Source organism: Limosilactobacillus mucosae (assembly GCF_013423865.1).
Taxonomy (GTDB): Bacteria; Bacillota; Bacilli; order Lactobacillales; family Lactobacillaceae; genus Limosilactobacillus; species Limosilactobacillus mucosae.
This window is the reverse complement of record NZ_CP058954.1, coordinates 165,090-191,114: the sequence shown is the minus strand read 5'-3', so window position 1 is coordinate 191,114 and position 26,025 is coordinate 165,090. Positions and strand designations below refer to the sequence as shown.

Annotated in this window: 22 protein-coding genes, 1 tRNA gene and 1 pseudogene; 1 reads left to right on the top strand and 23 read right to left on the bottom strand. The window is 48.4% G+C overall.

From position 1 onward, the window contains the following. Positions 1–6 precede the first annotated feature (6 nt). From purR to H0G69_RS00730, 17 genes are all read right to left on the bottom strand, one after another. Positions 7–852 (bottom strand): pur operon repressor, encoded by an 846-nt coding sequence (gene purR, locus H0G69_RS00810; RefSeq protein ID WP_033935239.1) that lies wholly within the window; start codon positions 850–852, stop codon positions 7–9. A gap of 266 nt (positions 853–1,118) precedes the next feature. Then, positions 1,119–1,913 (bottom strand): metal ABC transporter permease, encoded by a 795-nt coding sequence (locus tag H0G69_RS00805; protein ID WP_006499388.1) that lies wholly within the window; start codon positions 1,911–1,913, stop codon positions 1,119–1,121. Then, a complete protein-coding gene (locus H0G69_RS00800; protein WP_034539073.1) occupies positions 1,906–2,571 on the bottom strand; it encodes a metal ABC transporter ATP-binding protein in 666 nt (221 codons plus the stop codon). The genes H0G69_RS00805 and H0G69_RS00800 overlap by 8 nt, the downstream gene beginning before the upstream one ends. Positions 2,572–2,573: 2 nt before the next feature. Continuing rightward, a complete protein-coding gene (locus tag H0G69_RS00795) occupies positions 2,574–3,482 on the bottom strand; it encodes a metal ABC transporter solute-binding protein, Zn/Mn family (protein WP_048344763.1) in 909 nt (302 codons plus the stop codon). Between the two features lie 190 nt (positions 3,483–3,672). Continuing rightward, the gene (locus H0G69_RS00790) at positions 3,673–5,094 is read right to left on the bottom strand and encodes a basic amino acid/polyamine antiporter (RefSeq protein WP_180304956.1); all 1,422 of its coding nucleotides are present in this window, start codon (positions 5,092–5,094) and stop codon (positions 3,673–3,675) included. A 306-nt stretch (positions 5,095–5,400) separates the two neighbouring features. Next, positions 5,401–6,624, bottom strand: a complete 1,224-nt coding sequence (arcA, locus tag H0G69_RS00785) for an arginine deiminase (protein ID WP_180304955.1) — start codon at positions 6,622–6,624, stop codon at positions 5,401–5,403. A gap of 326 nt (positions 6,625–6,950) precedes the next feature. Next, the gene (gene ispE / locus H0G69_RS00780; RefSeq protein WP_180304954.1) at positions 6,951–7,802 is read right to left on the bottom strand and encodes a 4-(cytidine 5'-diphospho)-2-C-methyl-D-erythritol kinase; all 852 of its coding nucleotides are present in this window, start codon (positions 7,800–7,802) and stop codon (positions 6,951–6,953) included. A gap of 153 nt (positions 7,803–7,955) precedes the next feature. Beyond that, positions 7,956–8,198, bottom strand: coding sequence for a Veg family protein (locus H0G69_RS00775; protein WP_006499382.1), 243 nt, complete (start codon positions 8,196–8,198; stop codon positions 7,956–7,958). A gap of 90 nt (positions 8,199–8,288) precedes the next feature. Then, positions 8,289–9,182 (bottom strand): 16S rRNA (adenine(1518)-N(6)/adenine(1519)-N(6))-dimethyltransferase RsmA, encoded by an 894-nt coding sequence (rsmA, locus tag H0G69_RS00770; RefSeq protein ID WP_180304953.1) that lies wholly within the window; start codon positions 9,180–9,182, stop codon positions 8,289–8,291. Beyond that, the gene (rnmV, locus tag H0G69_RS00765; RefSeq protein ID WP_180304952.1) at positions 9,172–9,744 is read right to left on the bottom strand and encodes a ribonuclease M5; all 573 of its coding nucleotides are present in this window, start codon (positions 9,742–9,744) and stop codon (positions 9,172–9,174) included. Before rnmV ends, rsmA begins: the two co-directional genes overlap by 11 nt. Before the next feature lie 11 nt (positions 9,745–9,755). Continuing rightward, a complete protein-coding gene (locus H0G69_RS00760; RefSeq protein ID WP_180304951.1) occupies positions 9,756–10,550 on the bottom strand; it encodes a TatD family hydrolase in 795 nt (264 codons plus the stop codon). After that, a complete protein-coding gene (metG, locus tag H0G69_RS00755; protein WP_180304950.1) occupies positions 10,550–12,574 on the bottom strand; it encodes a methionine--tRNA ligase in 2,025 nt (674 codons plus the stop codon). Before metG ends, H0G69_RS00760 begins: the two co-directional genes overlap by 1 nt. Before the next feature lie 71 nt (positions 12,575–12,645). Beyond that, a complete protein-coding gene (locus H0G69_RS00750; RefSeq protein WP_180304949.1) occupies positions 12,646–13,506 on the bottom strand; it encodes a DUF72 domain-containing protein in 861 nt (286 codons plus the stop codon). Positions 13,507–13,590: 84 nt separating this feature from the next. Next, the gene (locus H0G69_RS00745; protein WP_033935231.1) at positions 13,591–14,307 is read right to left on the bottom strand and encodes an NAD-dependent protein deacylase; all 717 of its coding nucleotides are present in this window, start codon (positions 14,305–14,307) and stop codon (positions 13,591–13,593) included. Positions 14,308–14,323: 16 nt separating this feature from the next. Then, positions 14,324–15,295, bottom strand: a complete 972-nt coding sequence (locus H0G69_RS00740; RefSeq protein WP_074504950.1) for an IpaB/EvcA family protein — start codon at positions 15,293–15,295, stop codon at positions 14,324–14,326. Then, on the bottom strand, positions 15,292–16,566 hold the full coding sequence (locus H0G69_RS00735; RefSeq protein ID WP_180304948.1) for a hydroxymethylglutaryl-CoA reductase, degradative: 1,275 nt from the start codon (positions 16,564–16,566) through the stop codon (positions 15,292–15,294). Before H0G69_RS00735 ends, H0G69_RS00740 begins: the two co-directional genes overlap by 4 nt. Then, a complete protein-coding gene (locus H0G69_RS00730) occupies positions 16,553–17,500 on the bottom strand; it encodes a Ppx/GppA family phosphatase (RefSeq protein ID WP_006499373.1) in 948 nt (315 codons plus the stop codon). The genes H0G69_RS00735 and H0G69_RS00730 overlap by 14 nt, the downstream gene beginning before the upstream one ends. Positions 17,501–17,675: 175 nt before the next feature. Between H0G69_RS00730 and helD the strand changes: the two genes are divergently transcribed. Next, positions 17,676–19,991, top strand: a complete 2,316-nt coding sequence (helD, locus tag H0G69_RS00725; RefSeq protein WP_180304947.1) for an RNA polymerase recycling motor HelD — start codon at positions 17,676–17,678, stop codon at positions 19,989–19,991. A 43-nt stretch (positions 19,992–20,034) separates the two neighbouring features. Here the strand turns inward: helD and H0G69_RS00720 are convergent, their stop codons facing one another. The 6 genes and pseudogenes from H0G69_RS00720 to H0G69_RS00695 all read right to left on the bottom strand — a co-directional run bounded on the left by H0G69_RS00720 (position 20,035) and on the right by H0G69_RS00695 (position 25,963). Then, positions 20,035–21,210, bottom strand: coding sequence for a cation:proton antiporter (locus H0G69_RS00720; RefSeq protein ID WP_033935227.1), 1,176 nt, complete (start codon positions 21,208–21,210; stop codon positions 20,035–20,037). A gap of 137 nt (positions 21,211–21,347) precedes the next feature. Further along, positions 21,348–21,421, bottom strand: a tRNA-Thr gene (locus H0G69_RS00715). A gap of 72 nt (positions 21,422–21,493) precedes the next feature. Further along, positions 21,494–22,752: pseudogene (locus H0G69_RS00710) on the bottom strand (MFS transporter). Positions 22,753–22,918: 166 nt separating this feature from the next. Beyond that, positions 22,919–24,379: a hypothetical protein gene (locus tag H0G69_RS00705; protein WP_180304946.1), complete on the bottom strand. Its 1,461-nt coding sequence runs from the start codon at positions 24,377–24,379 to the stop codon at positions 22,919–22,921. An 87-nt stretch (positions 24,380–24,466) separates the two neighbouring features. Continuing rightward, positions 24,467–25,252, bottom strand: a complete 786-nt coding sequence (locus H0G69_RS00700; RefSeq protein WP_180304945.1) for a sulfite exporter TauE/SafE family protein — start codon at positions 25,250–25,252, stop codon at positions 24,467–24,469. 213 nt (positions 25,253–25,465) lie between these two features. Beyond that, a complete protein-coding gene (locus H0G69_RS00695) occupies positions 25,466–25,963 on the bottom strand; it encodes a phosphatidylglycerophosphatase A family protein (RefSeq protein ID WP_033935224.1) in 498 nt (165 codons plus the stop codon). Positions 25,964–26,025: the final 62 nt, after the last annotated feature.

Genomic DNA, 26,025 nt, shown 5'->3' with positions numbered 1-26,025 from the left:
TTTTATTTATTTCTCCTTTTTATTGCCAAATACGGCTTCCATATAGCTGCCTGGCTGAGCAGTGATTTTTTTATTGGTCGTATCGTCAACGGCCTGAACCTTGATCAATGAAGTGCAGCCGTCAACCAAGCGCTGACCACTGAATTGCCCCTCTGCAAAGACCGTCATGCCGACCAGATGAGCACCGAATTCTTCAATCAGCGACTTCATCCCGTTCAGCGTACCGCCACCCTTCATAAAGTCATCCACGACGATTACGTTGGCACCTTCTTTAAGCGTCCGCCGTGAAAGCTCCATTTTTTTGATCCGCTGTGACGAACCCGAGACGTAATTGACGCTGACCGTTGAGCCTTCCGTAATGTGAGAGCTGTTACGTACGATTACAAATGGCTTGTTCAGATACATCGCTACGCTTTGAGCAATCGGAATTCCTTTCGTCTCGACCGTCATTACCACGTCAACGTCATCGTCAACATATTGAGTCGCAATCAAACGGCCGACTTCGCGAAGCACGTCCGGCCGTCCCAAAAGATCCGATAGATAGACATAGCCACCTGGTAAGAGCCGGCTGTCATCGTCAACTGCCTTAACCAGATCATCAATGACCTGCGCAGCATTTTCTTCAGAGTAGAGCAGCGTCAAACGGGCCCCGCCACTGGCACCAGGCAGGGTTTCCAGACGACCGACGCCCCAAGTGTGCAGCGTCCGCCGAATGATGCTTAGATCCTCACTGATTGATGACTTGGCCGAGCCGTAACGTTCGCCAAAAAACTTCAATGAAACCAGCGTCCGTGGATGTTCCATCAAATAGCGCGTCATATCAACCAAGCGATTACTGCGTCTGACTTTCATGTGATTTCCCTCTTTTACTTGAGCTAATAATTATTGATACCTTCAAATCATAACATAATAGTTCGTCTTTTACCGCAATTTTATTCAGAATCTTAAGAGCTATTTCGGCAAACAATCACGATGACAGCGCCACCTAAAAGGATTAACCGATTTAATCAAGCAAAAAAGAGAAATTCCGGACTTAGATTGCCAGCGGATGGCTGATGCGACCGAAAATAAAAAACACCGCCCAAAGCTTGAGCCGTGTTTTATTTTAACACTTTCTGCTAATCATTGACCAAGTGCTGAAAAATCAAGGCAGTCACATAAATCACTACTTCAATCACCGCAATAAAGAAGCTCACCGGCCAGTTGGTCAAATACCCCAGATACAATCCCAGCCAGGTTCCCAGCATGGCAAATAGGATTGCTAAAACGATCATCTTGGCCACGCCATGCGTAAAATACTTGGCACTGGCAGCAGGCAGCGTCAGCAGAATAAAGATCAGCAGCGAACCAACGATCTGAGCTGCCACACTGACGCTTAATGCCAGCAAAAGCAAAAAGACGACCGAGATCAGTGTGCTGTTGATGCCGTTAACCCGCGCACCGACAGCATCAAACGAATCAAACTTCAGCTGGCGGTAGCCAATCATCACGACCACCATCACCAAAAGCGACAGGCCCACCAGCTGCCAGACCTCTTGCCTGCTGATCCCAACCACGCTGCCAAACAGAATGCTGGTGGCTGAGCTGGCCGTTTGACTGGAAAGTGACAAAAACAAGATCCCTAAGCCGATGAAAAGAGCTGAGACCGCGCTGATAACAGCTTCGCGGCGAGATTCCTTAATGCTCATCTGACCCACTAAGACCGAGCTAAGCATGGTGAACAAAAGCATCCCATTTAATGCCGGCCACCCTGCAAAAACCGCAAATGAAGCCCCAGCAAACCCGATTTCTGACAGTGTGTGCGTCAGAAAAGACATGCTGCGCGCCATCACAAAAACGCCAATCGTCCCGCTAACAATGGCGATAAACGTGCCGGCCATAAACGCATTGCGCATAAAGCTCAACTCAAACATTTTTAACCCCCTGTCGGAATTCTTCAATCGATCCGGTCTGATAGCTATCCGGCATCATCTTTAGATAGCGCGTGCCATAACTGCGAGCCAGATCCCAGTCATGCGTAATAAAGATGACGCTGAGTCCCTGCTTTTGCAGCTTGGCTACCAAGTCTAAAAGCTCATATTTCATTTCATTATCGAGACTGGCTGTTGACTCATCCAAGATCAAAAGCCGCGGATTGCCAAGCAGTGCCTGTGCCAGGTAGGCGCGCTGCTTTTCACCGCCCGAAGCCTGCCCCAACAAGCGATCCTGAATGCGTGTCAGATCCGTCAGCTCTAAAATATGGTGCAACTGCTGGCGTTCTTTTTGATTCAGCCATGGGCGCAGACTCTTGCCGGCATTTAAAGCGACAAAGTCTTTAATCGATAAGGGATATTCTTCATCCAGATTGCGAAACTGTGGAACATAGCCGATCTTCAGCTTGTCAGGCATCTCAATCACGCCTTTTTTGGGCTTGAGCTGTCCCAAAAGCGATCTTACCAGCGTGGTCTTGCCGACGCCGTTATCACCAATCACGACCAGAAAATCGCCAGGCGCCAAAGAAAAGCTTAAGTCGTCAACGATATTCTTATCACCATAGGCTAAAGTCAGGTTTTTAACTGTAATAAGAGAAATGATCATTCACCTCGCTGTAGGATTCGATAGAGCTGCCGATACTGCCCCAGCATCCATTGCCGATAGGTTTTGCCATTCGGCTGGGATTCGGTAACGTTAAGAACTGGAACGTGATTTTCTTTAGCCAGTGCGACCAGGTTGTCGATCGTCTTGCTCTGCGACTGTTTGTTATTAACAAAGAATGCGATCCGATGCTCTTGAATATCCTGCTGCAGCTGCTGAATATCCTTTGGCGATGGATCGTTGCCATCTTCAATTGCTTTTTCAAAATGACGGTCATTGATCTGATAGCCTAGATTCTCTAAGGCGTAATCAAAAACCGGCTCGCTGACGTCAACTTTTTGTTTTTGAGCCAGCTGACGGCATTTTTCAATCTGCTGATCAATCGCTGTCAATGAACTGACATATTTTTTGGCATTGCGATAATAGTATTGTTTATGCTTAGGATCAAGCTTGGCATATTTTTTTGCCAGATAGTACGCCAGTTTTTTCATCGTCTGTGGTCGGTACCAGACATGCTCGTTGGCACCATTCTTTTGGCCGGCGATCTGTCTGCCGACGTTAACGACCGTTTGTGATCCATTTTGATTAGCCTTAACCAGATCATTCATCCACTGATCATAGCCCAGACCATTTAAAATCACAACATTCGCTTTGGCAACCTGCTCGGCTTGAACGGTCGCCGGCTGATACTCATGCGGGTCAACCGCCGCATTATCGATTACGGAAACAGTTTGGCCATATTTTCCTGCGACGGCCTGGGCAGCTTCGCCATAAAAATTCAGGCTGGCAACGACTTTAATCGGCCGCTGTGATTTTTGCTGCGGATGCCAGTCAGTAGCTGCCAGACCAAAAATCACCGCCAATGCCAAGCTCAAGCCAGCCACGATTTTCCAAAAGCGTCGATCCATCTTTTCACCTCGCAAAAATAAATAGTAATAATTACGATTTAGTAACAGTGACTATCTTACCTAATTTTGTACGTCAGCGCAATCCTTTATATAAAAAATCGTGCTGGAGAAATTCCAACACGATTTAAATTCGTCTTTAAGCTTTTAAATAGTCTTGATTCAGTCAATGACGACCATCCGTTAAAAATTGCTAGCTAATGGTAATCGTGCCATTGAATACCAATACGATGGCAACAACACTCAATACCAGAATCAAGCCCATCGTCCACAGCTCAGCCTTAGAGAACTTGTGATTGTTTTCCTTGCAGCCAGCGTAGTAGACACAGAAGCCTGGAATAAAGCTGATCGTAACCAGCAGAACTTCTTGCCAACCAGCCAGGAACATGCAGGCAAACATGAACAGCGCAGAAAGCAGACCGACCGTGTATTGACCCCATTCCTTACGTTCGGAACTCAACTTCATCTGGTAGAGACCAACAAACAGGTAGGAGAACAAAATTGCGGCAGCACAGAGCGAGTAGGCAAATTCATAAGCCTTTTCCGTAAACAGCAGCGAGAACAGGAAGATCGTCTGTAAAACGCCCGTGATCATCAAAGAAGTCGTTGGCGCGTTCTTGGAGTTAACCTTGCCCCAAGCTTTTGGCATTGCCTTGTCATCGGCAACCAGCATCGTCGTTTCAGCTGGCAGCATCGTCCAAGACAGCCAGGAAACGATCGTTGAGATGATCAGACCAACGTTGATCAATACCGCGCCCCAGTGGCCAACCGTCATTTCCAGAACGTGGCCCAAAGCAGGCTGACCCATGCCGGCCAGTTGAGCCCGCGTCAGCGCACCGTATGGCAGGATTGAAATCAGAACGTAGATGATTACCAGCAGAATGAAACTGATAACCGAAGCTTGTTCGGTTTCAGAACGCGACTTAGCACGGTGAGCCATGACTGATGCCCCTTCGATCCCGATAAATACCCAGATCAGAGTCATCAGCGTACCCTTCATTTGAGTCCAGACCGAACCCGTCGTCGTGCCTTTAGTGGCGTTGCTTGCAACCTTGCCCCAGAAGTCAGCCGTAAACATGCCGCCCTTGAAGCAGACAAACATGATGATGATGAAGATGATCAGCGGTACAATCTTGCAGATCGTCCCAATCATGTTGACGAAGGTGGCACTTTCAACACCATTGTTAACCAGGATCGTTAACAGCCAACAGAAAATAATTGCAACAATAATTGATGGAACGTTTTGGCCGCCCTTAAAAGTTGGAATGAAAGTCCCAATTGAACTCATCAGCATCGTAGCAAAGGCAATGTTACCCAGCCAAGCTGACAGCCAGTAGGACCAGCCAGAAATAAATTCACCCAACGGACCGAAACCTTCCCCAGCATAGGCAAAGATCCCACCTTGCAGGTCAGGCCGCTTGTTGGACAGATTGTTTAAAGAAAGTACCAGCATCAGAAAACCAAAGGCAACGAACAGCCAAGCTAAAAGGGCTGGGCCTGGAGCAGCCGCAGCCGCAACGTCACTGGTAATCCCGAAAATACCGGTACCGATACATGAACTAACGATCAGGGCAATCAGTTCGCCCTTACCGATACCTTTCTTTTGAGTATCCATAAATATCCCCTCGTTTCTATTCGTAGATCGACTAGAACACTCATCATTAAACTAATCAAACCTAAAGCCGCTTAAATGACTTAAAAATACTTCGACTCCTACTCAATCGCCCACCTCTGAACCCTTACACACCTTAAAAAAATAAATGATTGAGAATTGTCTAATATTATTTTAATTCTTAATCGAAAAAAGCGAAAGTCGTACCGTTGCGAATTCATATCGCGATGGTCCAACTTTCGCTTTTAATCTGCACCAAATCTCATTGATCGGCGCCTGTTTTAATGCGGTCAAGCCGCATGCCTGCTTTTAGAGGTCTTCACGAACAATTGGGCAGGACATGCAACGTGGACCACCACGACCCCGAGACAATTCGCTTGAACGAACCTCATGAACCAAAATGCCGTGCTTGCGCAGCAGATCGTTGGATACGTAGTTACGGTTGTAGGTAACAACTTCACCAGGTGCGATGGCCAGCGTGTTAGAGCCGTCATTCCATTGTTCACGGGCAGCGATGATTGGGTCACCGTTACCAGTTGGGATCAAGTCAATGTCGTCCTTGTTCAGGGCCTTCTTAAGCACTTCCTTGATGTCCGTGTGGTGTTCCATCGTAATTTCGCCGTCTTTGCCTGGGTGCAGTACCCAGTTGTCAACATGACCGTTTTCGTCCAAGATTGCTGGGTGAACAGTAAACTTGTCGTAGTCGATCATCGTAAAGACAGTGTCAAGGTGCATCATTGCGTGGTTGTGCGGAATCTTGATGGCAATGACCGTGTCGTAGTTTGACTTCTTGAACAGGTTCTTAGCGATGTCTTCGATTGCATCGGCAGTCGTCCGTTGGGAAATACCGATAGCAAATACGTGGTCGCTTAATACCAGTTCGTCCCCACCTTCAATGTGCGTTTCGTGGTTGCGGTCGCGCCATACATTGACTTGACCTGCAAACCGTGGGTGGTGCTTGATGATGTATTCAGTGATTAAGGATTCACGCTGACGAGCTGGGAACGTCATCCGGTTGATGGAAAGGCCGTCACCGATTGAAGCTTGTGGGTCACGCGTAAAGTATGCGTTTGGCATTGGGTCCATTACGAATGGCCATTCAGTGTCTTCAGCAGCTTGTTGCAGCGTCATGTGTGGGAGATCGATTTCTTCGCGACGAACCCCTTCGAAGATCTTGTTAACCATGTCTTGCGTATTCATGGCCAACAGGTATTCCTTCAAAACGTCGTGGATCAAACCAGCTGCGTAGCCGGATTCAGCAACCATGTGGTCAACGAATTCTTCCTTAACGTCTTGGTCAGCCAGTGCCTCAGCAGCCAGCTTTTCGAAATAGAGAACTTCAATGCCTTGGTCGCGCAGCGTTTGAGCAAAGTAATCGTGTTCTTCCTGCGCGATTGGCAGATATGGAATGTCATCGAACAGCAGACGGTACATCGAATCTGGCGTAATGTTTTCAATTTCACGACCAGGCCGGTGCAGCATAACTGTCTTCAGCTTGCCAATTTCCGAAGTTACATGAATTGGACTTGGCATAATACAGTCACTCCTTTGTTTTCTTACTTGACTACGCTCTTAATATAACCCGTCGAGTAAGCGTTGTCAATCCTTTAAAATCAACGGTTTAACGGCTGTTTAATATAAAATGAATACGTTTTCTTAAATATGCTTATGCAATCAATTTATGAATATATTTTAGTAGAATAATGCATAGAATGAGAATATCATTTTTTAAAAAATTTTGAAAATGACTGTTTTTAAATGGACTAATAGTTGTAAAGACAGCTACTGTTCATTACTTATAATTGCAAAATGAATAAAAGAGCGTCAAACCGCATTGCAACGCGTCTGACGCTCTTAGGCTATAAAAGCATGGCTAAATATACTTCCCGACAGAAACCGCATAAGCTGTTATGCAGCCGGCGTGCTCTTGACTCATTATGACAAAGCGCAAAAACGGTTGGACCCGTGCCGCTCATCTGAACCACGTCTGCCCCCAGCTTTTCCATACGCTTCTTGAGCTGACGAATCTCGGGATATTCCCTCATCGTGACCGGCTCCAAAACGTTGCCCATATAAGCAAACGATTCCTGCCAGCGACCGTTTTGAATACAGTCGACCAACGAATCAACATCCAGATGCTGCAGCTTTTCATAATTGATCTGCCGCAGAATCGTTGGTGTCGAAACGCTGATCTTAGGCTTGGCCACGACTGCCCAGTAATGCGGAAACGGTCTTAATACCTCGACCTGTTCGCCATGTCCCGTTACATGGGCGGTCTGACTGTAGACGCAGTAGGGCACGTCAGAATCGATCGAAAGCGACAGCTGAGCAAGCTCTTTTAAAGAAAGTCCCAGATTCCAGCCTTGATTAAGTGCTCGTAAGACAGCTGCTGCGTCTGATGAGCCACCGCCCAAGCCAGCTGCCACTGGGATTCGTTTTTGAATCTTGATCGTCACGCCCTCATCAATGTGAAAACGATTTTTAAGAATATGGGCAGCCTGGTAGGCAAGATTGCGCTGGTCATTAGGCAAAAAGCTGCTGTCGGTATAAACCTTGATACGATGCTGATGCTGGTGCGTCTCAATTGTAACGTAATCCGCGAGATCAATGGAGTTCATCACCATATTCCAGCGCGGCAGACCATCAATATAGCGCATCGGGGTATCCAAAGCCAGATTGATTTTGGCGGGAGCTTTTTCAGTTATGATCAAGGTCATACCCCCCTTTTTTGACAAGTAATTTTAATTATTATACAAATGTGGCTGACCGAGTTGCAACTATTGCTCAAAGACTAAAGCCAGCCTTAAGGATTCCCTTGCTGCTAAACAAAAAAGCACCGCGTTAAACACGATGCTTTTACTGAGCTATTCAGCTTCTTCGAATGTCAAAGAAATATTATTGGTCAAGAGATCGGCATAACTGTAAGAAACCCGATCAAAAGAACCTTCACGCTTGTTAAGCTTAACGATAAAGATTGCTGGATACGTCTCGCTTAAAATGCCTTGACGCTGGGTAACCTTTTTACGACCAGCCTGCGCCGTGACCAGTACTTTTTGGCCTACCTGTGCATCAAGCTTTTCCTTGATGCCTGCAATTGTCGTTGGCATGTATTCTCACCTCACAAAGAAACATTATACGGCAAGAATCTTTAAAAAGTCAAATTTTATCACAAGACCTCCCAAAAATCAATTTATTTTTTAAAGTAGTTTTTGGGCGTGAAGTTGATTAGCTAAAGTAATAAACTGCTCCAAGGTTAACTTCTCTGGTCGAATCTGCGGTGAGATGCTTAACTCTGCCAACACATTCTGAATAACAACCTGTTTATCAGCATTCTTACCAGCTAATGGTTTGAGGTTGTTCCACAGGCTCTTGCGACGATGAGCAAAACAATTCTTTACGAAACCGAAGAATTTTCCTTCGTCATATGGCTTAGCAGCTAACGGTTGAGTACGCGGCGTTAAAACCACGATGGCCGAGTCTACGTTAGGCGCTGGTACAAAGGCGTGACGTGAAACCCCAAATGCAATCCGGGCCTGCATGCGATACTCAATCGCCAGCGTCAGCGAGCCGTATTCCTTGGTTCCTGGCTGAGCCGTTAAACGCTGAGCAACCTCTTTTTGCATCATAACGCAGATCGCCGACCAGGCAACCGGGCTTTCCAATAGGCCCATTAAAATTGGACTGGTAATGTAGTAAGGCAGATTGGCAACCACTTTAATCGGCCGGCTCGGATCAGCGAACTGTTCTTGAATCAGCGCTGGCAGATCTGCTTTCAGCACGTCTTGGTTGAGCACTTTAACATTGTCGTACGGAGAAAGCACCTCATCCAAAACCGGCAGCAGATCCGTATCGATTTCTAAAGCCACCACCTGACCAGCAGCCTGTGCCAGCTGCTCAGTCAAAGCACCCAGTCCAGGCCCGATTTCGATCACATTGTCTTCTTTGGTAATAGCAGCTGCTTTAACGATATTTTTTAAGACGTTGAGATCCGTTAAAAAATTCTGACCAAAGCCCTTTTTAGCGTGAATGCCATATTCTTTCATAATGGCTCGGGTCCGATTCAGACTGCCGATTTCCGGATTACTGCTCATCGCTTTTTTCCTCCTGATTGATTTTTTCAATGGCATTTTCAAACTGTTCTTGACTAATGCGGAACATATTAAGCCGTTTTTGCATCTGCTTGGCATTTCCATAGCCGATTCCCAGCAGCTGCCCAAGCCGCTCGCGCCGAGCACGGGCATTTCTGCCACCCGTCAAATCGGCCTGACGCATCATGGCAGTCGTAATCACCATTGCTGGCGCGGTTTCTTGGGTATAAACGTGTGCCAAAGCTTCCTTGATAACTGCCGGATCGGCATGCTCAACGCCTAGGCTGCCATGTGCTTCATCCGGCACGCCCTGATCACGTCTAATGAAGGCATGCTTGACGCCTGGAACGGCTTGACTGATAATCTTGCGCAGCCGTTCGCCATTAAAATCAGGATCCGTAAAAACGATCAAGCCACGTGCTGCTTGTAGTTTTGCTAACTGGCTAAGGTCTTTTGACGACAACGCCGACCCGTTTGTCTCAAACGTGTCGGCGTTGACGGCCTTAGCAATTTGTTTGGTATCATCCTTGCCCTCGACAACGATGACTTCTTTAATCTTTTCCATAAGGCCTTTCATTAATGTTTCAAAAATAAGCGACTGGCATTCTCATACGTTGCCCTGGCAACATCTTCTAGTGATTCTTCACGCAGCTCAGCAATTTTTTCAAGCGTAAAACGCGTAAAGCCCGGTTCATTTCGCTGACCACGATATGGCACTGGCGTCAGGTAGGGAGCATCGGTCTCGACCAACAGATGATCGAGCGGTGTTGCCAGCATGGCTGCTTGAACGTCCTTAGCGCTGTTGAACGTCACAACGCCACTGTAGGAGATCTCCATGCCCAGATCCAAAAAGCGCTGCATCCATTCCACATCGCCGTTAAAGCTATGCATAACCCCGCCAAATTCCTCCACGTGCGCGTTTTTGAGGATTTGATAGGTATCAGCCAAGGCGTCACGGCAATGGATCGAAACCGGCATCTTTAAGTCCCTAGCAATCGCTAACTGACGCTCAAAGACTTGTTTCTGCACGTCATGCGGCGAATGTTCATCGTTAAAGTAGTCCAAACCGATTTCACCAATTCCCACAACGACTGAATCCGTCAGCTGTTCTAAGAGCAGTTCTTCTGCTTTTGCATTAAAGCGGGCAACATCTTCTGGATGCCAGCCAATCACGGCATGCAGTCCTGTATAATGGTGCGCCAGCTCAATGGCCCGCTGATTAAGCAGTTCATTAGAGCCGATCATATTCATTTCAACAACGCCAAAATGATGGGCCCGTGCCAGATAAGCCGGTACATCATCATAAAAGACATCGTCATTCAGATGCGTATGCGAATCATAGATCTTTAATTCAGGTTTTAGTCCAGTCATTAGCAGACCGTCGTCCCTGGCTGCATGTTTTCTGGTACCGTTACGACTTGAACGTTGCCGGCAGCATCCTCATCAGAAAGGATCATGCCTTGACTCAACTCGCCGCGCATCTTACGAGGCTTCAAGTTGGCAACGATTAAGACCTTCTTGCCGACCAGGACGCTTGGATCTGGATACCATTGCGCGATTCCAGACAAGATCTGGCGACCCTCAGCCGTACCGTCATCCAGTTGGAACTTAAGCAGCTTGTCGGCACCTTCAACATGATCAGCAGCCTTGATCTGAGCAACCCGCAGATCCACCTTGTCAAAAACGTCAATTCGAATATCTTTTTTCATTTCTGGCAACTGGGCTTGCGCCTTGGCTTTTTCGGCAGCCTCAGCCATTGCCTTGCGACCCTTGGCCTTTTGGTTGGCACTCATCTGACTCTTGATAAAGGCCACTTCTTCTTCAACATCACGACGTGGGAAGATTGGCGTTCCCTTAGCTGCGACCTTAACCTCAGCTGGGAAGTCGTTAAATGACAGGTCAGTCAAGGCGATATCTTCTTTTGGCAGGCCAAGCTGATCCATAATTTCTTTTGGCGCGCGTGTCATAATCGGCTGCAGCATTGCAGCTACCATGCGCAGACTTTTAGCCAGGTGCGTCATAACGTCAGAAAGCTCATCTTTTTTGGTTTCATCTTTAGCCAGCAGCCATGGCGTAGTTTCATCAATGTACTTATTAGCACGCGAGATCAGCTTCCAGATTGCGCTCAATGCATCAGCAAAGTGCGTCTTGTCCATCAAGTCCTTGTATTCGTCAAAGGCTTGAGCTGCCGTGGCTTCCAGATCCTGATCGTAGTCAGTGGCCGCTGCATTTTCGCCCTTCAAGACGCCATCTTGGTATTTGTTGATCATAGCAACGGTCCGGTTAAGCAGGTTCCCAAGGTCATTTGCCAGATCAAAGTTAACCTTGTCGACAAAGTCTTCCGGACTGAACACGCCATCGTTGCCAAATGGCATCGCCTTCAGCAGGTAGTAGCGCGTAGCATCCAGGCCATAGCGGTCAACCAGCGTTTCAGGATAGATCACGTTGCCCTTAGACTTGCTCATCTTACCATCTTTCATCGTCAGCCAGCCGTGACCGATGACGTGCTTTGGCAGCGGCAGCCCCAGCGCATGCAGCATGATTGGCCAGTAGATGGTGTGGAACCGTACGATTTCTTTACCAACCATGTGCACGTCGGCTGGCCAGTATTTCTTAAACAGGCTGTCGTCATCGCTGCCATAGCCAAGTGCCGTAATATAGTTGGATAAGGCATCGATCCAGACATATACGACGTGCTTAGGATCGCCAGGTACCTTAACGCCCCAGTTAAATGAGGTCCGCGTAACGGCCAGATCTTCCAGACCAGGTTCCAGGAAGTTCTTGAGCATTTCGTTCATCCGCGTATGAGGCTCGATAAAGTCAGGGTGCTCCTTGTAGTAGTTCATCAGCCAGTCCGCGTATTTGCTCATCTTAAAGAAATAGGACTCTTCTTTGACCAGTTCCACCTCATGACCAGATGGCGCCTTGCCACCGATTACGTTGCCGTTTTCGTCACGGTAGACCTCAGCCAGCTGACTTTCCGTAAAGTACTCCTCATCATCGACGGAATACCAGCCAACGTATTCACCCTTGTAGATGTCGCCTTGATCAACGAACTTTTGAAAAATCTTTTGCACGGCTTTTTCATGATAGTCGTCCGTGGTCCGGATAAACTTATCATTGGAGATTTCCAATTTTTTCCACAGTTTTTTAATCCCGGCTGCCATCTCATCAACGTAGGCTTGTGGCTCCATTCCCAGCTTCTCAGCCTTTTCTTCAATCTTGAGACCGTGTTCGTCAGTCCCCGTCAAAAAGAAGACGTCATAGCCATCCAGACGCTTAAAGCGGGCTTCAGCGTCACAGGCAACTTCGGTGTAGGAATTCCCAATGTGCAATTTGCCAGATGGATAATAAATCGGTGTTGTGATGTAATAAGTTGGTTTTTGTTCAGCCATGTTGGCCCTTCTTTCTAATACGGATTTAATAATCTTTAGTTTAACATAAAATGAGCGGTTTTTTCTTGATTTTAAAACAGATTCAGCTGCTCGGGATCATGCGGTGCCAGTCCCTTAAACTCAAGATGCAAGATTCGCTGCAGTTCCAAGGCGTTTGGCGCGGCATCTTTGCCTGAGTTGTTGTTAAAGATGACACAGATTTCTTGAGGTTGAGGTGCCGGCGCAAGGTTTTGAATCAAAGTCGCCAATCCCTGCAGTTCACGGCTTGAATAACGATACAGCGTCCGTTTCTTTCGCCACTCTTTGTCCGGATGATCCCAGCCCTCGCGATTGCGGCCATGCAGTCTGATCATTACCAGCTTGGGATTGGTCGTGATCAGATAAAACGGCACGCTGGTCAAGGTATCGTGCGGCTCATCAGCAGCAACCAGCGTAAGCTGCAGGTCGCGGCAAAATTCGGTCAGTGGTTGGAGAATCGCTGGCTGGTACCAGCTGGCATTTCGAAACTCAACGGCGATTGGCAGATTTCCCATTAGTAGACGAATCCGCCGCAGATAGTCGATATGATCAAGCTGTGCATCAAAAAACGGCGGAAACTGAAACAGGACGCATTTCAGCTGACCAGCAGCAATCAATGGCATGATGGCATCACGATATTTTTGAAACACCTCCGCTAATGACGAGTCCTGCTCGGTCAGGTTCTCATGCTGAGTCATCAGCCGGTGCGCCTTAACGATAAACTGAAAGTCGCGCGGCACCTCAGTCAGCCATTTCTGAACGGTTGCCGATTTAGGCAAAGCATAGAAAAACGTATCGATTTCAACGGTCGGAAAATGCTGAGCATATTCATTAAGCGTTGTTGTCTGCCGTTGACCATCAATCAGCGCGGGATGCTCTGACCAGGTCGTCAGGCCAAGCGTAATCTGGGTCACAAAACCATTCCTTTCGCCTTGGAATCATGCATCAAGATTAAGAAAGGCTTAGCTTGCAGCAGCAGGCTGGGCCTTCAGTAGCTTTTAAGCGCGCAGTTCGGCAAAAAAGCTGGTGGCATCGGCTTGAATCATCTCAAATGGAAATGGGAAGTCAAGCTTTTCTTGATTGACTGCCATTACCTTAGCCTGCGGATTGCGGTACTCCAATAGCCCGGCAAATGGATAGACGCGCATGCTGGTACCGACGATTACGACCAGATCGGCCTTTTGCATCGCGTGAACGGAATCGAGAATGTCATCCTGCTTGATGCCTTCATCGTATAAGACAATGTCAGGACGGAGCGGCCCTTGATCGGTCTGGTGCAGCCGACTGTCTAAATACTCACTGACTGGTACCGTCTGCCCGCATTTTTCACAATACACATGGTAAAGGTTGCCGTGAAAATCAATTAAATGTCGCGGCTTGGCACCTTGTTTTTGAAATTCAACTTCATAAAGATTGTCGATATTTTGGGTAATAATCGTTGCTCGATCTTGAAGTGCCAAGGCGACCTGCTTTTGATGGATCGGATTGGGCAGTGCATCGGGAAAATACAGATTTTGCTTGCAGAATTCATAAAAGCCATCCGGATCGGTTTCAAAATAGCGGTGGCTTAAATAATATTCGGCATTGTGATTCTGTGTATATAAGCCATTGGCACTGCGAAAATCCGGAATTCCCGAAGCCGTTGAAACGCCGGCGCCGGTCAAAAAGACAATCTGCTTTGCCTGATCGAACAATTCTTGATCTTTAGCATCCATCAAACCACTTCCTTAGTTATTTTCTAACGATAAATGGCACGTTTAGATCCGTCAGCAGTTTTTCAACCGGCTCATCATACAGTTTTAAGAATTCAGCCGGTGCATCGTTTTCAGGAGCCGGAATCGTAAACGAGTTCTGTCCATCATTGCGCCGTACGCCGATGTAGGCCCGCTTGCCAGTCTTACGATCTTTCATGTCGGAATGGAAAATCTCAAACACCTGCCGAACGCTCAATCGCAATTGCCGTTCGCTTAAAACCGGCGACAGCGTAACGAATTCCTTATTGTGCAGCTTAGGCAGCTCCCAGGCCGTCATCTGCTCATCAAACAGCTCAAACAGCTTGACAACGTTGCGACGCAGGTCAAACGGCGAATTGATCGGCTTGGCGACCAGTTTTTCATACATTGCCACTGCTGCCTTGGCTGCCACAGGATAAAGCTTGGTCAGCCGTGCTTCATATTCTGCCAGATGATCGCCGGTACCATAAAAGACCAGGGCATCCAAAATCGTCAGCAGCCGCATCGTTCGCTCATCGTCAGCTTGATCGGATTCAGGCGTCAGGGTATGTTCGATGCCTTTAAAATACTCTGCTTCGATCTGATCGTCAATCAAGCCGTGCTTGCGCTGCTCAGCCGTAACTACCCGATGCATGACCGTATCGTAAAGATCGGTTGCCATGATCATCATTTGTTCGTCCAGCTCCTCACTGCCTAATGAAAGCTGAAAGAAAATCTGCGGAAAGCCGCGCAAAAGCATCAATAAATGCAGCAGCTCATGTGAAGCAGTATAGTCAGGGGCCGTCAGATCAGTCACCGTAATTACCAAACCGCCAGGCAGCGTTGTCTGACGGGCCTGATCGTGTCTGAGCCAGCCGGATTTCTCACCTTCAAACTGGACAAAGACGCTGCCCTGCGGATAGATGGCATTAACGGCATCCAACAGGCTTTGGGCCTCTTGATTCAATTTAATTGGTTGTTCTTCTGTCATAATGAGTCCTTTCTCAGTTCTTGAAGTGCTTGCTTGGCAACATTCTGATTAACCTGCGGCAGTTTTTTGAGACGCTTGACCAGAACTGGAACCTCAGCTGCCGTCGCGCCCACCGCAATGGCCAGCGAACGATACTGCATCTGCATATGACCAGCCTGAATGCCGCTGGTTGCTAAAGCCCGCAGTGCAGCCAGATTCTGTGCCAAACCGAGACTGGCAGCTACCCTGGCCAATTCGCCCGCGGAATGAATACCATTGATCTTAAAGTTGAGCCTGGTCAAAGGGTTAAGCCCAATTGAGCCGCCGACCGTTCCCACTGGCAATGGCAGTTTTATCCGGCCCAATAAGGCATCACCGTCAATTTCCCAGGTACTGAGTCCTTTAAGCTGACCGCTGCTTGCTGCATAGGCATACGCGCCGCTTTCGATTGCTCGCCAATCATTGCCGCTGGCGATCATCAGTGCGTCAATGCCGTTCATGATTCCTTTGTTGTGAGTAGCCGCCCGATATGGATCGACCTGCGCCAGCTGGCTTAATTCGGCAATCCGCTGTGCCACGACTTCGCCATTCATCGTTGCCGTTGCCAGGTTCTTAAAGCTGACCCGACAAGCAGCCGACTGCAGGCTCATAAAGGCCGCGTTGCTCAAGATTGCCGTTAAGACGTCATAGCCCTGCTCTTTTAAGTAATGGGCGACTGCCTCGGCCATCGTATTGACGGTATTGGCGCCCATTGCCTCACCTACGCCGATGATCAGATCAACGCTGACAAACGGTGCTGCCGGTCTGATTCTGATCCGTTTAGCGCCACCACCGCGTCTTTGCATTGAGGGATGCGCGGCATTGGCAACCGCCAGGATCTCGGTTTCATGTTCAAGCAGCCACTTGTTTAGTGCTGCAGGGTCTGCAACGTTTTTTAAAACCACCTGCCCCAGCATTGCCCGCTCAGCTGCCGGAGCCGTAAAGCCGCCGCTTAAAGCTGCTCGATTAGCACCGTTGCAGGCAGCCGCTACGACGGAAGGCTCTTCGGTAACCACCGGCACGGCATAGGTCTTGTGATTGACGACCAGGTTGGTTACCACCCCTTCTGGCAAGCGGTAGTCGGTCAGATAGTTTTCAATCAGCTGACTGCCAAGCTGACTGGCATTCTCCTTCATTAAGGCCTGCTGATCATCCGCTAATGAAAACTGATCACTGATAATCTGCTGCCGCTGGCTGGTTGGCAAGCGGTAGAGGCCATGCATCCAATCATGATTAAGATCATTGTTTTTCATCGTTTTGACTCCGTTTTTCGCGCTGCTGAATGTATTCGGTAATAATTCCTTCCCGCACGCCGCTTTCCGAAAAAATAACGCGGCCATCGCTGTTGCGCTCCAAAAGCGTCACTAATGGCAGCATGCCGCCAATAATGATGTCGGCTCGATCTGGTTCTAATCCGGGCATTTTCTTGCGCTGGGCCAGATTGCGGCTCAAAAGCTCGCGATAGGTCGCGTAGACCACTCGTGACGTTAAGCGATAACCATGAATCGAGCCGCGATTTTTATGCCGATACGAACGACTCATCCGGGCCAGCGTTCGATTGGCGCCCCCTAACAAGACGATCGGCATCCGTGTGGCATAGCGCAGCCAAGGAATCTTATTGAGTCGATCACAAACGGCTGCCTGGGCCTTAAAAAGATCGGCACTGCGCACGTAGCCGCCCAGATGATACTGCTCAGACAGGTTAACCGCGCCAATCGGCAACGAGATCAGGTCTCTGGCCTTGCGATGCTGGACCAGAACCAGTTCGCAGCTGGCCCCGCCAACATCCAGAATCAGGCAATGATTGAGCTTAAGGGTGCGCACCACGCCTAAATAGTCATAATATGCTTCTTTATAGCCGGAAAGAACGCGGACCGTCAGACCGGTTTCTTGTTTGACCCGTTGAAGAAATTCTTGTCGATTCTTGGCTTGCCGCACTGCTGCCGTTGCAATCGCCTGGACCTGCAGATTGGGCAGGCCTTGATACTGACGCTTAAAGTGCTTGATTGCCTGGATTGTGCGTTCCATTGCCTCGGGTTGGAGAATCTTTTCATGACCCATTCCTTCCGAAAGACGCGTATTTTCCTTAACGCGCTTGATTTCCCGAAACTTCCCATCCGGAGAGATTTCAGTTACCGCCATTCGAGCTGAATTTGATCCCAGGTCAACAATCGCGAGGTTTTCCACCACTTTCACCTCCGCTTTACTTGTTGATCATTAATTTTTTCAATATCCATTTAATGTTACCATTATCTTTCGCCATAAACACCGATTTTGCCATTAAAATTCGGTTTAGCCACAATTGATGTTCGGACGTGCTAAAATAGTTAAGCTAATTTTTTGGAAAAGTGAGGAATTCAGCTTGGCAGACGAATACTCAGAACGAAAGCTTGAACAGCAGCGCGTTGACTGGACGATTCAGCAGATTGACGCCCAGATCAAAAAAACGCAGGCTGCCTTAGACAGTGCCCACCAGGAAACGCGGGCCGTGGAAAAGAACTTTGGCGAAAACGCCTCGATCAACCGCTATGAAGTTGATGATATTGCCGAATCCCGCTCTGAGCTTGAGCAGCAGCGGCAATTGGTGGCGCGAACGGTCGAAAACGAGACCATCTTGCGTCATCAGCTGCAGACCCTGCAGCAGCTGCGGGAATCGCCTTATTTTGGTCGCATCGACATTCTGGATCCTGGTGAAAAAGAGCCAGAATCGCTTTACATCGGGACGGCTTCTTTAATGAACGATGACAAGACCGATTTTATCGTCTATGACTGGCGCGCGCCGATCTCAGGAATCTACTACAACGGTACGCTGGGCAAGGTCCAATACCAGACACCGGCTGGCACTCAGTCAACGACGCTGGTTAAAAAGCGGCAGTTTACCATTAAAGATGGTCAGATCATCAACATGTTTGATACTAATGAAACCGTCGGCGATCAAATGCTGCAGGAAGCTTTAGGCCATCAAAACGACCAGTACATGCAAAATATCGTGGCGACGATCCAAAAAGAACAAAATGATATTATTCGTGATACCAAAAGCGATCTGCTGCTGGTTCAAGGGGTGGCAGGATCCGGTAAGACTTCCGCCATTCTGCAGCGAATCGCCTATCTGCTTTATCATAGCCGAACCGCACTCAATGCCGATCAGATTGTCTTGTTCAGTCCCAACCTTTTGTTCAGCCATTATATCTCTGACGTGCTGCCCAGCCTGGGTGAGCGCAACATGCGTCAGGTAACGCTGGAAGGTTTTTTAAGGCGCCGATTTGAGGGACTGAACGTTGAATCCTTGTTTGAACGCTACGAGACACGATCGCAAAACCCCGCTATCAGCCTTGACATTGCCAATTATCTGGAAGGCGCCGACTGCATGTATCAAGTCAAGGCATATCTGGAATTTCTCCAGCAGCACCCAGATGCAATCTGCTTTACCGATTTGAACTTTAGACAGCAGCCGTTTTTCAGTGCTGAACATATCCAGTCGATCTATCAAGCACAGCCAGCAGCCATGACGATTGCCGACCGCCTGTTGAAAACCAAAAACACCTTGATCAAAGAGCTGAAGAGTCGCATTCAAGACGTTGCCAAAAGCGATTGGATCGCCAAGGAGCTTAACGATCAAGACGTCATTGGCCTGCATAATCTGTATGGTCAGAAAACCATTGACGATTTTGCCGACGAAGATGAACAGTATGCCTATCTTTCCTATCAACTGGCCAAAAAGCGGCTCCGGATCGTCTATGATGCCATCTATAACGATTACTTCATCGACTTTAACAGCCAATACGAAAAATTTCTGCAGCAGCTCAGCCGGCCCGCAGCAGTCAAAAACAGCGACTGGCAGTCCATGCTCTTTGGCTATCGGCAGCAGCTTGAGTATCATCGCATCGCTCTAATGCATACGGCACCGCTGATGTATCTGCGTGACTTGATGAGCGGCAGCGGGCAGAATCGTTCTTTCCAATACGTCTTTATTGATGAGATGCAGGACTACTCACTGGCCATGCTGATCTATCTAAAGCACGCCTTCCCCAAAGCCAGGTTTACGATTCTTGGCGACAGCGAGCAGGCCCTCTTTAAACCGCTTCAGCTGCCCGGTCAGCTTTTACAGCAGCTAAACGATGCCCTGGCCTTTAAGCATCCCAACCTGATCGAACTCAAGCGCAGCTATCGATCAACCATGGAGATTACCGATTTTGCCAAGAGCCTGCTGCCAGATGGCGATCAGATCATCTCGTTTACCAGACATGGTGCCAAACCGCGACTGATTGCCGCTGCTGATTCAGCCGACGCCGCCACCGCGCTTTTGCAGCAGACTGCAATTTTGCATGAGCGCTACGCAACGATTGCCGTTTTAACCAAGGACCGCGCGCAGGCCAAACAAGTCTATCAAACGCTGCACCGGCAGTTTAAGTCGATCGTACATCTGCTTGACAGCCAAGACAGCGTGCTGCCAGTTGGCATTGTCGTCTTGCCAATCTATCTGGCCAAAGGATTGGAGTTTGACGCTGCGATTGCCTGGAACGTCTCAGACCAAAACCTGCCAGCCGAGCGTGCCGTTGGATTGATCTATACCATGGCCTCCCGTGCAATGCATGAGCTGACTTTGATCAGTGCTGGTCCCGTCAGTTCGGTGATCGAGCAAAACGCAGCCCAGCTTTTAGAGACTGCAGAATCCTGACAATTCAAAAAGTCCCCGTGCCAATCTGCACGGGGACTTTTTATCATGCTTGACTTTTCGCTGTCTGCTTAACCTTCTGCAAGGCATTTTTCAAGATAAACGGTGCCAGAATCGTTGCCAAAACGATCACCGTAATCACATCTGAATAGTACTTTTCAGAAAGCAGGTGAGCTTCATAGCCAATCTGTGCCGTAATCAGGGCCATTTCGCCACGTGCGACCATGCCGCTGCCGATCACGTAGCTGCTGTTAAAGTCAAAACCCATCATTTTGGCACCGCCGCCACAGCCAAGCAGCTTGGTCAGACAAGCCAGAATCGTCATGACGATGATAAACAGCAATGAATCGACAAAATGATCCAGCCGCATGCTCAAGCCGACGTTTACGAAAAACACCGGAATAAACAGGGCATAGCCAAGCGGTACGAAGCTTTGGTTGACAACTTCGCTGGTCTTGGTATTGCCAATCGCGATTCCAGCAAAGAATGCTCCCACGGCACCGCTCAAGCCAACCTTATCAGCCAACGCGGCCATCGTCAGACAGATGATCATTGCCGCGACTGCAGGGGCAGCAATTGTGAGCATACGTTGACTGGCATGCATCAGATAAGGTGCTAAAAACTTAACCAGCAGATAGGTACCGACAAAAAACAGCAGCTGCAAAAAGATGGTCAGACCAAGACTCATGTTCTGTTCGCCATCAAAGCCCTGACCGCGCATCATGCTGATCAAGACGCTCAACGCAATCACGCCGCCAATATCATCGGCAACCGCTGCACCAAGAATCGTTGCGCCTTCTTTGCTGTCGAGCTGCTGATACTCACGCAAAACGGCCACCGAGATGCTGACTGAGGTCGCCGAAAAAATCACGCCGACAAACAATGACTCAAACCACTGCATGCCGAACAGATCAGCTGCCAGTCCCATGACCACAACCGGCAGAATCATCCCCATCAAGGCCACGACCACTGCCGGCTTAAGGTACTTCTTCAGCAGGTTCAAGTCGCTTTCCAAACCAGCGATAAACATCAGAATGATCACGCCGATCTCTTGGAACTCATTGATCATTTCTGTTTGGTGAACCCAATTCAGCATAGCCGGTCCAGCCACGACTCCGACTAAGATCTGCCCAATGACATCGGGAATGCCCCACCGCGCGAACAAATGCGAAACAAGCTGCGTGGCTAGAAGAATTCCCGCCAAAGTGGCAATAAAGCTCATGTCTTTCCCCTTTCTTCAATGTTCAAAAACGAGACTATATTTTTATCTTACCAAAAACGACCACCGGCTTCATCAAAAAAGAAAAGCTTTCTGCCTAAACTGCAGAAAGCCTTTGTAGATTATCGCTGGTTTGATAGAGCCGTCTAGCGGACTTGAACCGCCGACCTCATCCTTACCATGGATGTGCTCTACCTATCTGAGCTAAGACGGCACTGGTAGTATAGCGAAGAATCGTGCTTCACGCAAGTCAGCAGTCCAGCAGTTTGATTTTTAATTTTGCCTATTACGGTTTAACATCGTTCAGGCGCGGCAGAATCAAAAAGATGACCAGACCGATCACAAAAAGAATCACCAAAGAAAAGATTCCCCAGCGTGAGTTGCCGGTCCATTGCGTAGCCAGTCCAACCAAAACCGGTCCCAGAATTGCCGAAAACTTGCCCAGAATGTTGTAAAAGCCAAAGAACTCGCTGCTGTCGCTTTTGGGAATCAAACGGCCAAAATAAGAACGGCTCAGGGCCTGAATACCGCCTTGACTGGTTCCGACCAAAATCGCCAGCACCCAGAAATCAGCGGCAGACTTAAGCTTTAGGGCATAAAGACAGATCAGCATGTAGACAATGATACTCAACAATAATGCCCGCCGCGTTGAGGTCTTCTTGGCCAGCCAGGCATACAGCATTGAAAACGGCGCGGCAATCAATTGGACTACCAGCATGACGATCATCAGCGTCGTCGTCTTGATACCCAGATCCTCACCGATAACCGTAGCCATGGTAACGATCGTGTCAACACCGTCAATAAAGAAGAAATAGGCCACCAAAAACCAAAATGCCTGACGATAGTGATTAATATGCCGCAGCGTCTGCAAAACGCGCTGCCAGCTGTTGGCAATGCGATTTTTGGTATCTGGAACGCCATAGCGCTGCTGACCGTTTTTCATCAATGGCCAGGCAAACAGCAGCCACCAGCCGGCCGAGAGCCAAAAACTGAATCGGGCCACGCCATTGCCATCCAATATGCCAAAGCCATTCGTCAATTCAGCGACTAAAAAGACGGCAAATGAGAGCACGCCGCCCAGATAGCCAAAGCCAAACCCAGCCGAAGAAACTTCATCCATCTGCTCATCGTCAGCCACATCGGTTAAAAAACTATCATAAAAAAGATTGCTGCCAGAATACCCCATATTGGAAATCACATAGACAATGATCAGCCATAGCCAGGCCCCATCATGCCATTTGCGGGCAGACTGCCTAAAATCATGGCGGTCACGATCCCCAGCCAGGTAAAAATATTCAGCCAGCGTCGCTTAGCATGCGGATAATCGGCCAATGCTCCCAGCAAAGGCGCCAGCAGTGCAATGATCAAAGTACTGAAACTATTGGCATATCCCCAATAGGCCGTTGAATCCGCTGAAGAGATGCCGCCTTGCAAGGCAACGGCTTTAAAGTAAATGGGAAAAACCGCGGTCGTTATCAGCATGGCATAGCCGGAATTAGCCCAGTCATAAAAGATCCATTCCCATTGCTGCTTGTTGAATTTCAAATTAATCATCCTTTCAAGACGTAATTCCAAACATAATAGAGCGGTTTTTGACTGAAAAGATTCTCTCTAGAATAGAGTTTAGCGCTATTTGATCAATTTTGACGCAACTACTAAAAAATTAAAACCCACCAGCAGCTGCTGATGGGTTGACATCAAGCCGGCCGTCCTAGTCCTCATCAGCTTGATAAGGACCAATGATCAGCTTGGTTTTTGACAGCGGGTAAGGAACGTGCTGACCGTCAACGATCTGGATTCTTTCGATTCGGCCAATTGCCAGATGATTGTCCCGCCCCACGGGGACCCTGACCAGATCGCCTTCTGCCAAACGCTCGTCTTCCGTGCGATAGCAATACGTGCGTCCATCCTCTTCAAAGGAGACGTCACAATAGATATATTGGCCCGGCCGCCGCCATTGATGATTGTAGAGTACCGGATCAATAAGCTCATTGTTGCCGTAAAAGCTTAAGAAGTCTTCGATTATCATGGCCAGTTTGGGAAAATCAACCGGCAGCCCCTGCTTATCAAACGAGCCATTGATGATTCGGGTCTGACCAGCAGCAGTTTGAATCTCAATTGCATACCGGCGCTGGTCATCCGGATCAAACACCACGTCGTCATCATTGCCATTGACGTATGCCAGAAAATCCGGTGTCTGCAGTACATCCAGCAAGGCATCGATCGCATCCGCAATATGGTAACGGTGCTCCATTGCGCAATCGTCGCTCAGATGCTTGCGATAGATCAAATCCTGCTGGGCACGGTCGATTACGATGCTTTCCAGATAATCAAGCTGAACCGGCTCGCCATCTTCTTGGTAGGCATTGAGCTGCCGATGATAGCGAATCGTGAGCCGAGCGATCTTTTCGGCGTGGACCAGACCATCAAACAGCCATAGCTTGGCATCCCCATTCCAGATCTGCCGCAGCTCTTGAGCCAGCTCACCCAGCGCCGCGTCGGTCAGCCAATATCCGCGCGTCTGAAATTTTTGCCCATTCGTTGCCGTCAAAGTCAGCTGCCATTCGTTTTCAATATTGGTCGGCTTAAAATCATGCCGTTTTGCAAAATAAAGGGCCAGTTTCTCGAAAAAGACGTTGAGCTGTAGACCTTTTAGATTCTCGGTTTGCGTTGTCAGCAGCTTGTATCGATCATTCATGATGCGCAGCTCGGCCTTGCCATTACGACCGATCTTCAGCCATTGTACGCTTGCCGGTGAATCGGTGACAGCCTGAGAGATCAGCTCCAGATGCGCGATGACGCCATGAAATACAAATGGCAAGGATTCATTGGCCAGCGCCAGTTTCTTTAACTGCTGCAGGGCCGCAATCAGCCAGGCTTTTTGCGAGTCAGCTGGTTTGGCCTGCCAATTTTGCCATTGACGATAGATCGCATGCCCCAGCATCATCTTGTCATTGATTTTAGAAATGATCTTTTTCAAGCCGGTCAGCGACGTCATCGGCTGCTCGATTGGAAAGGCCGCATCCAAGTCAAGCGTTGGCTGATCAAAATGCAGTTTTTGACATTGCCAGACAAATTCTGAATCTAACAGCGTCTTAGTCGGCTGATCCTGTTTTAGCAGTACCGACAGCCACTGATCGACAAAATTCAAAATTGCTTGATCCTTTTTCATCTGCGCATCCCCCTTTGAACTGATTATTCTTAATTTACCATTCTTTACGATCTTGGGGTCAAAAAAAGCGCTGCAGCTGAGCAACGCCTATGAAAAATTGCGAAGCGTTAGTGAAACTGCCAAGATCAAGGCGCCGATCCCGACCAGAATCTGCATCAGTCGACCAGGCAGGTGTCGTACGATGATTGGGCCCAAGATGCCGCCAATAATATTGCCAATCATCAAGGGTAAAACATAGTGCCAGCGAATCGGCGTCTCCAAGGCAAACACGATCCAGGCCGTCGTATTGGTTGCCGTCATTGCCACGTTTTTTAAGGCATTGTTGATGGCAAAACTCTCTTGACGGTTGATGATTGAAAGCAGCGTCAGACACAAAACGCCCGCGCCCGCATTGAAGTATCCCGCGTAGACGCCAATCAAAAAGATCCACAGCATGTTGAACCCACGCTGTACCAATGACTTGCCAAACATACGACTGTTGGCCGACATCGTTGCTTGAGCCTGCTTAGGCTGGTGAGGAAACAGCAGGATTACCCCGCCAATGCCGATACAGATTGGCACCAGATATTTAAACCATGATCCAGGCAAGGCAAACAACAGCCAGGCACCCAGCACCGAGCCAACCAAAACCAATGGCAAAACGATCTTTACCTGCTTTTGATGGCCCTGAAGCTCTTTGGTCGAGGCAAATAGTGAGCTGTAGCCACTGGCAATCGTCGAAAAGGCACTGGTTACATTGGCCGTCACCGGTGGCAGCCCCATAGCCAGCAGCGAAGGATAGGTTACCAGCGATGCCAAGCCGGCTGCGGCACTGATGATCCCTGCCAAAATACCAATGCCGATCATCAAAAGGATAAATTCCACTCCCGTCATCTCTTTCCCTAAATAATTTCAGAATTGTTTTTAATTATAGAACATTCATCGATGATTTAGGTCTGACCTTCGTGAAAAAAGCTTAATTTTTTTACCAGCAATCGTCCTAAACGCCACTGCTGAGGAATTTTTAATTAGTGAAATATCCTGCCACCAGCTGCTAATATCGAATCCAGAATCGTTAAGCGGCCAATTACCGAACGATCCATCATGCTAGGCATATTTATGGGCAATCTTGCCGCAGACTGCGGCCACGATCGCGCCCAATAGATCGTCAATAAACGTATTGATATGGTTTTCATCGGTATCAAAGCTTTTGATGATGCCATATTTGACTCGGTCCAGATAGCCGAAGTTCGTTGCGCCAATCGTGCCATAGATATCAGAGATCTGCAGTGCCAAAGCCTCATCAACGCCAAAAACGCCGGCATCTTTTCTGATGATTGAAAGCAGCGGTTCTTTGATTTGATTTTCTTCCGCCAGGCGATCCAGTTCCAGTGCCACCATGGCATTGTTGAGCAGTTCGCGTTTATGCATGACGTTGAGCAGCTCCTCATAGCAGTCGGCTTCCGTTAATTCAGGAATAAACTGCTGCTGCAGGTCAAAAGCAATCTTGGCCAGCTGATGCAGATCAACGCCGCGTTCTTTTAAGCGCGTAATTACAAATTCATGGGCCTTGGTATCTGGATATTTAAAATCTTTTGTCAGCAAAATCTTCACCTCATTTTGAAATACTCACCGCGAAAAAGCACAGGCATCAACCTGACTATGGC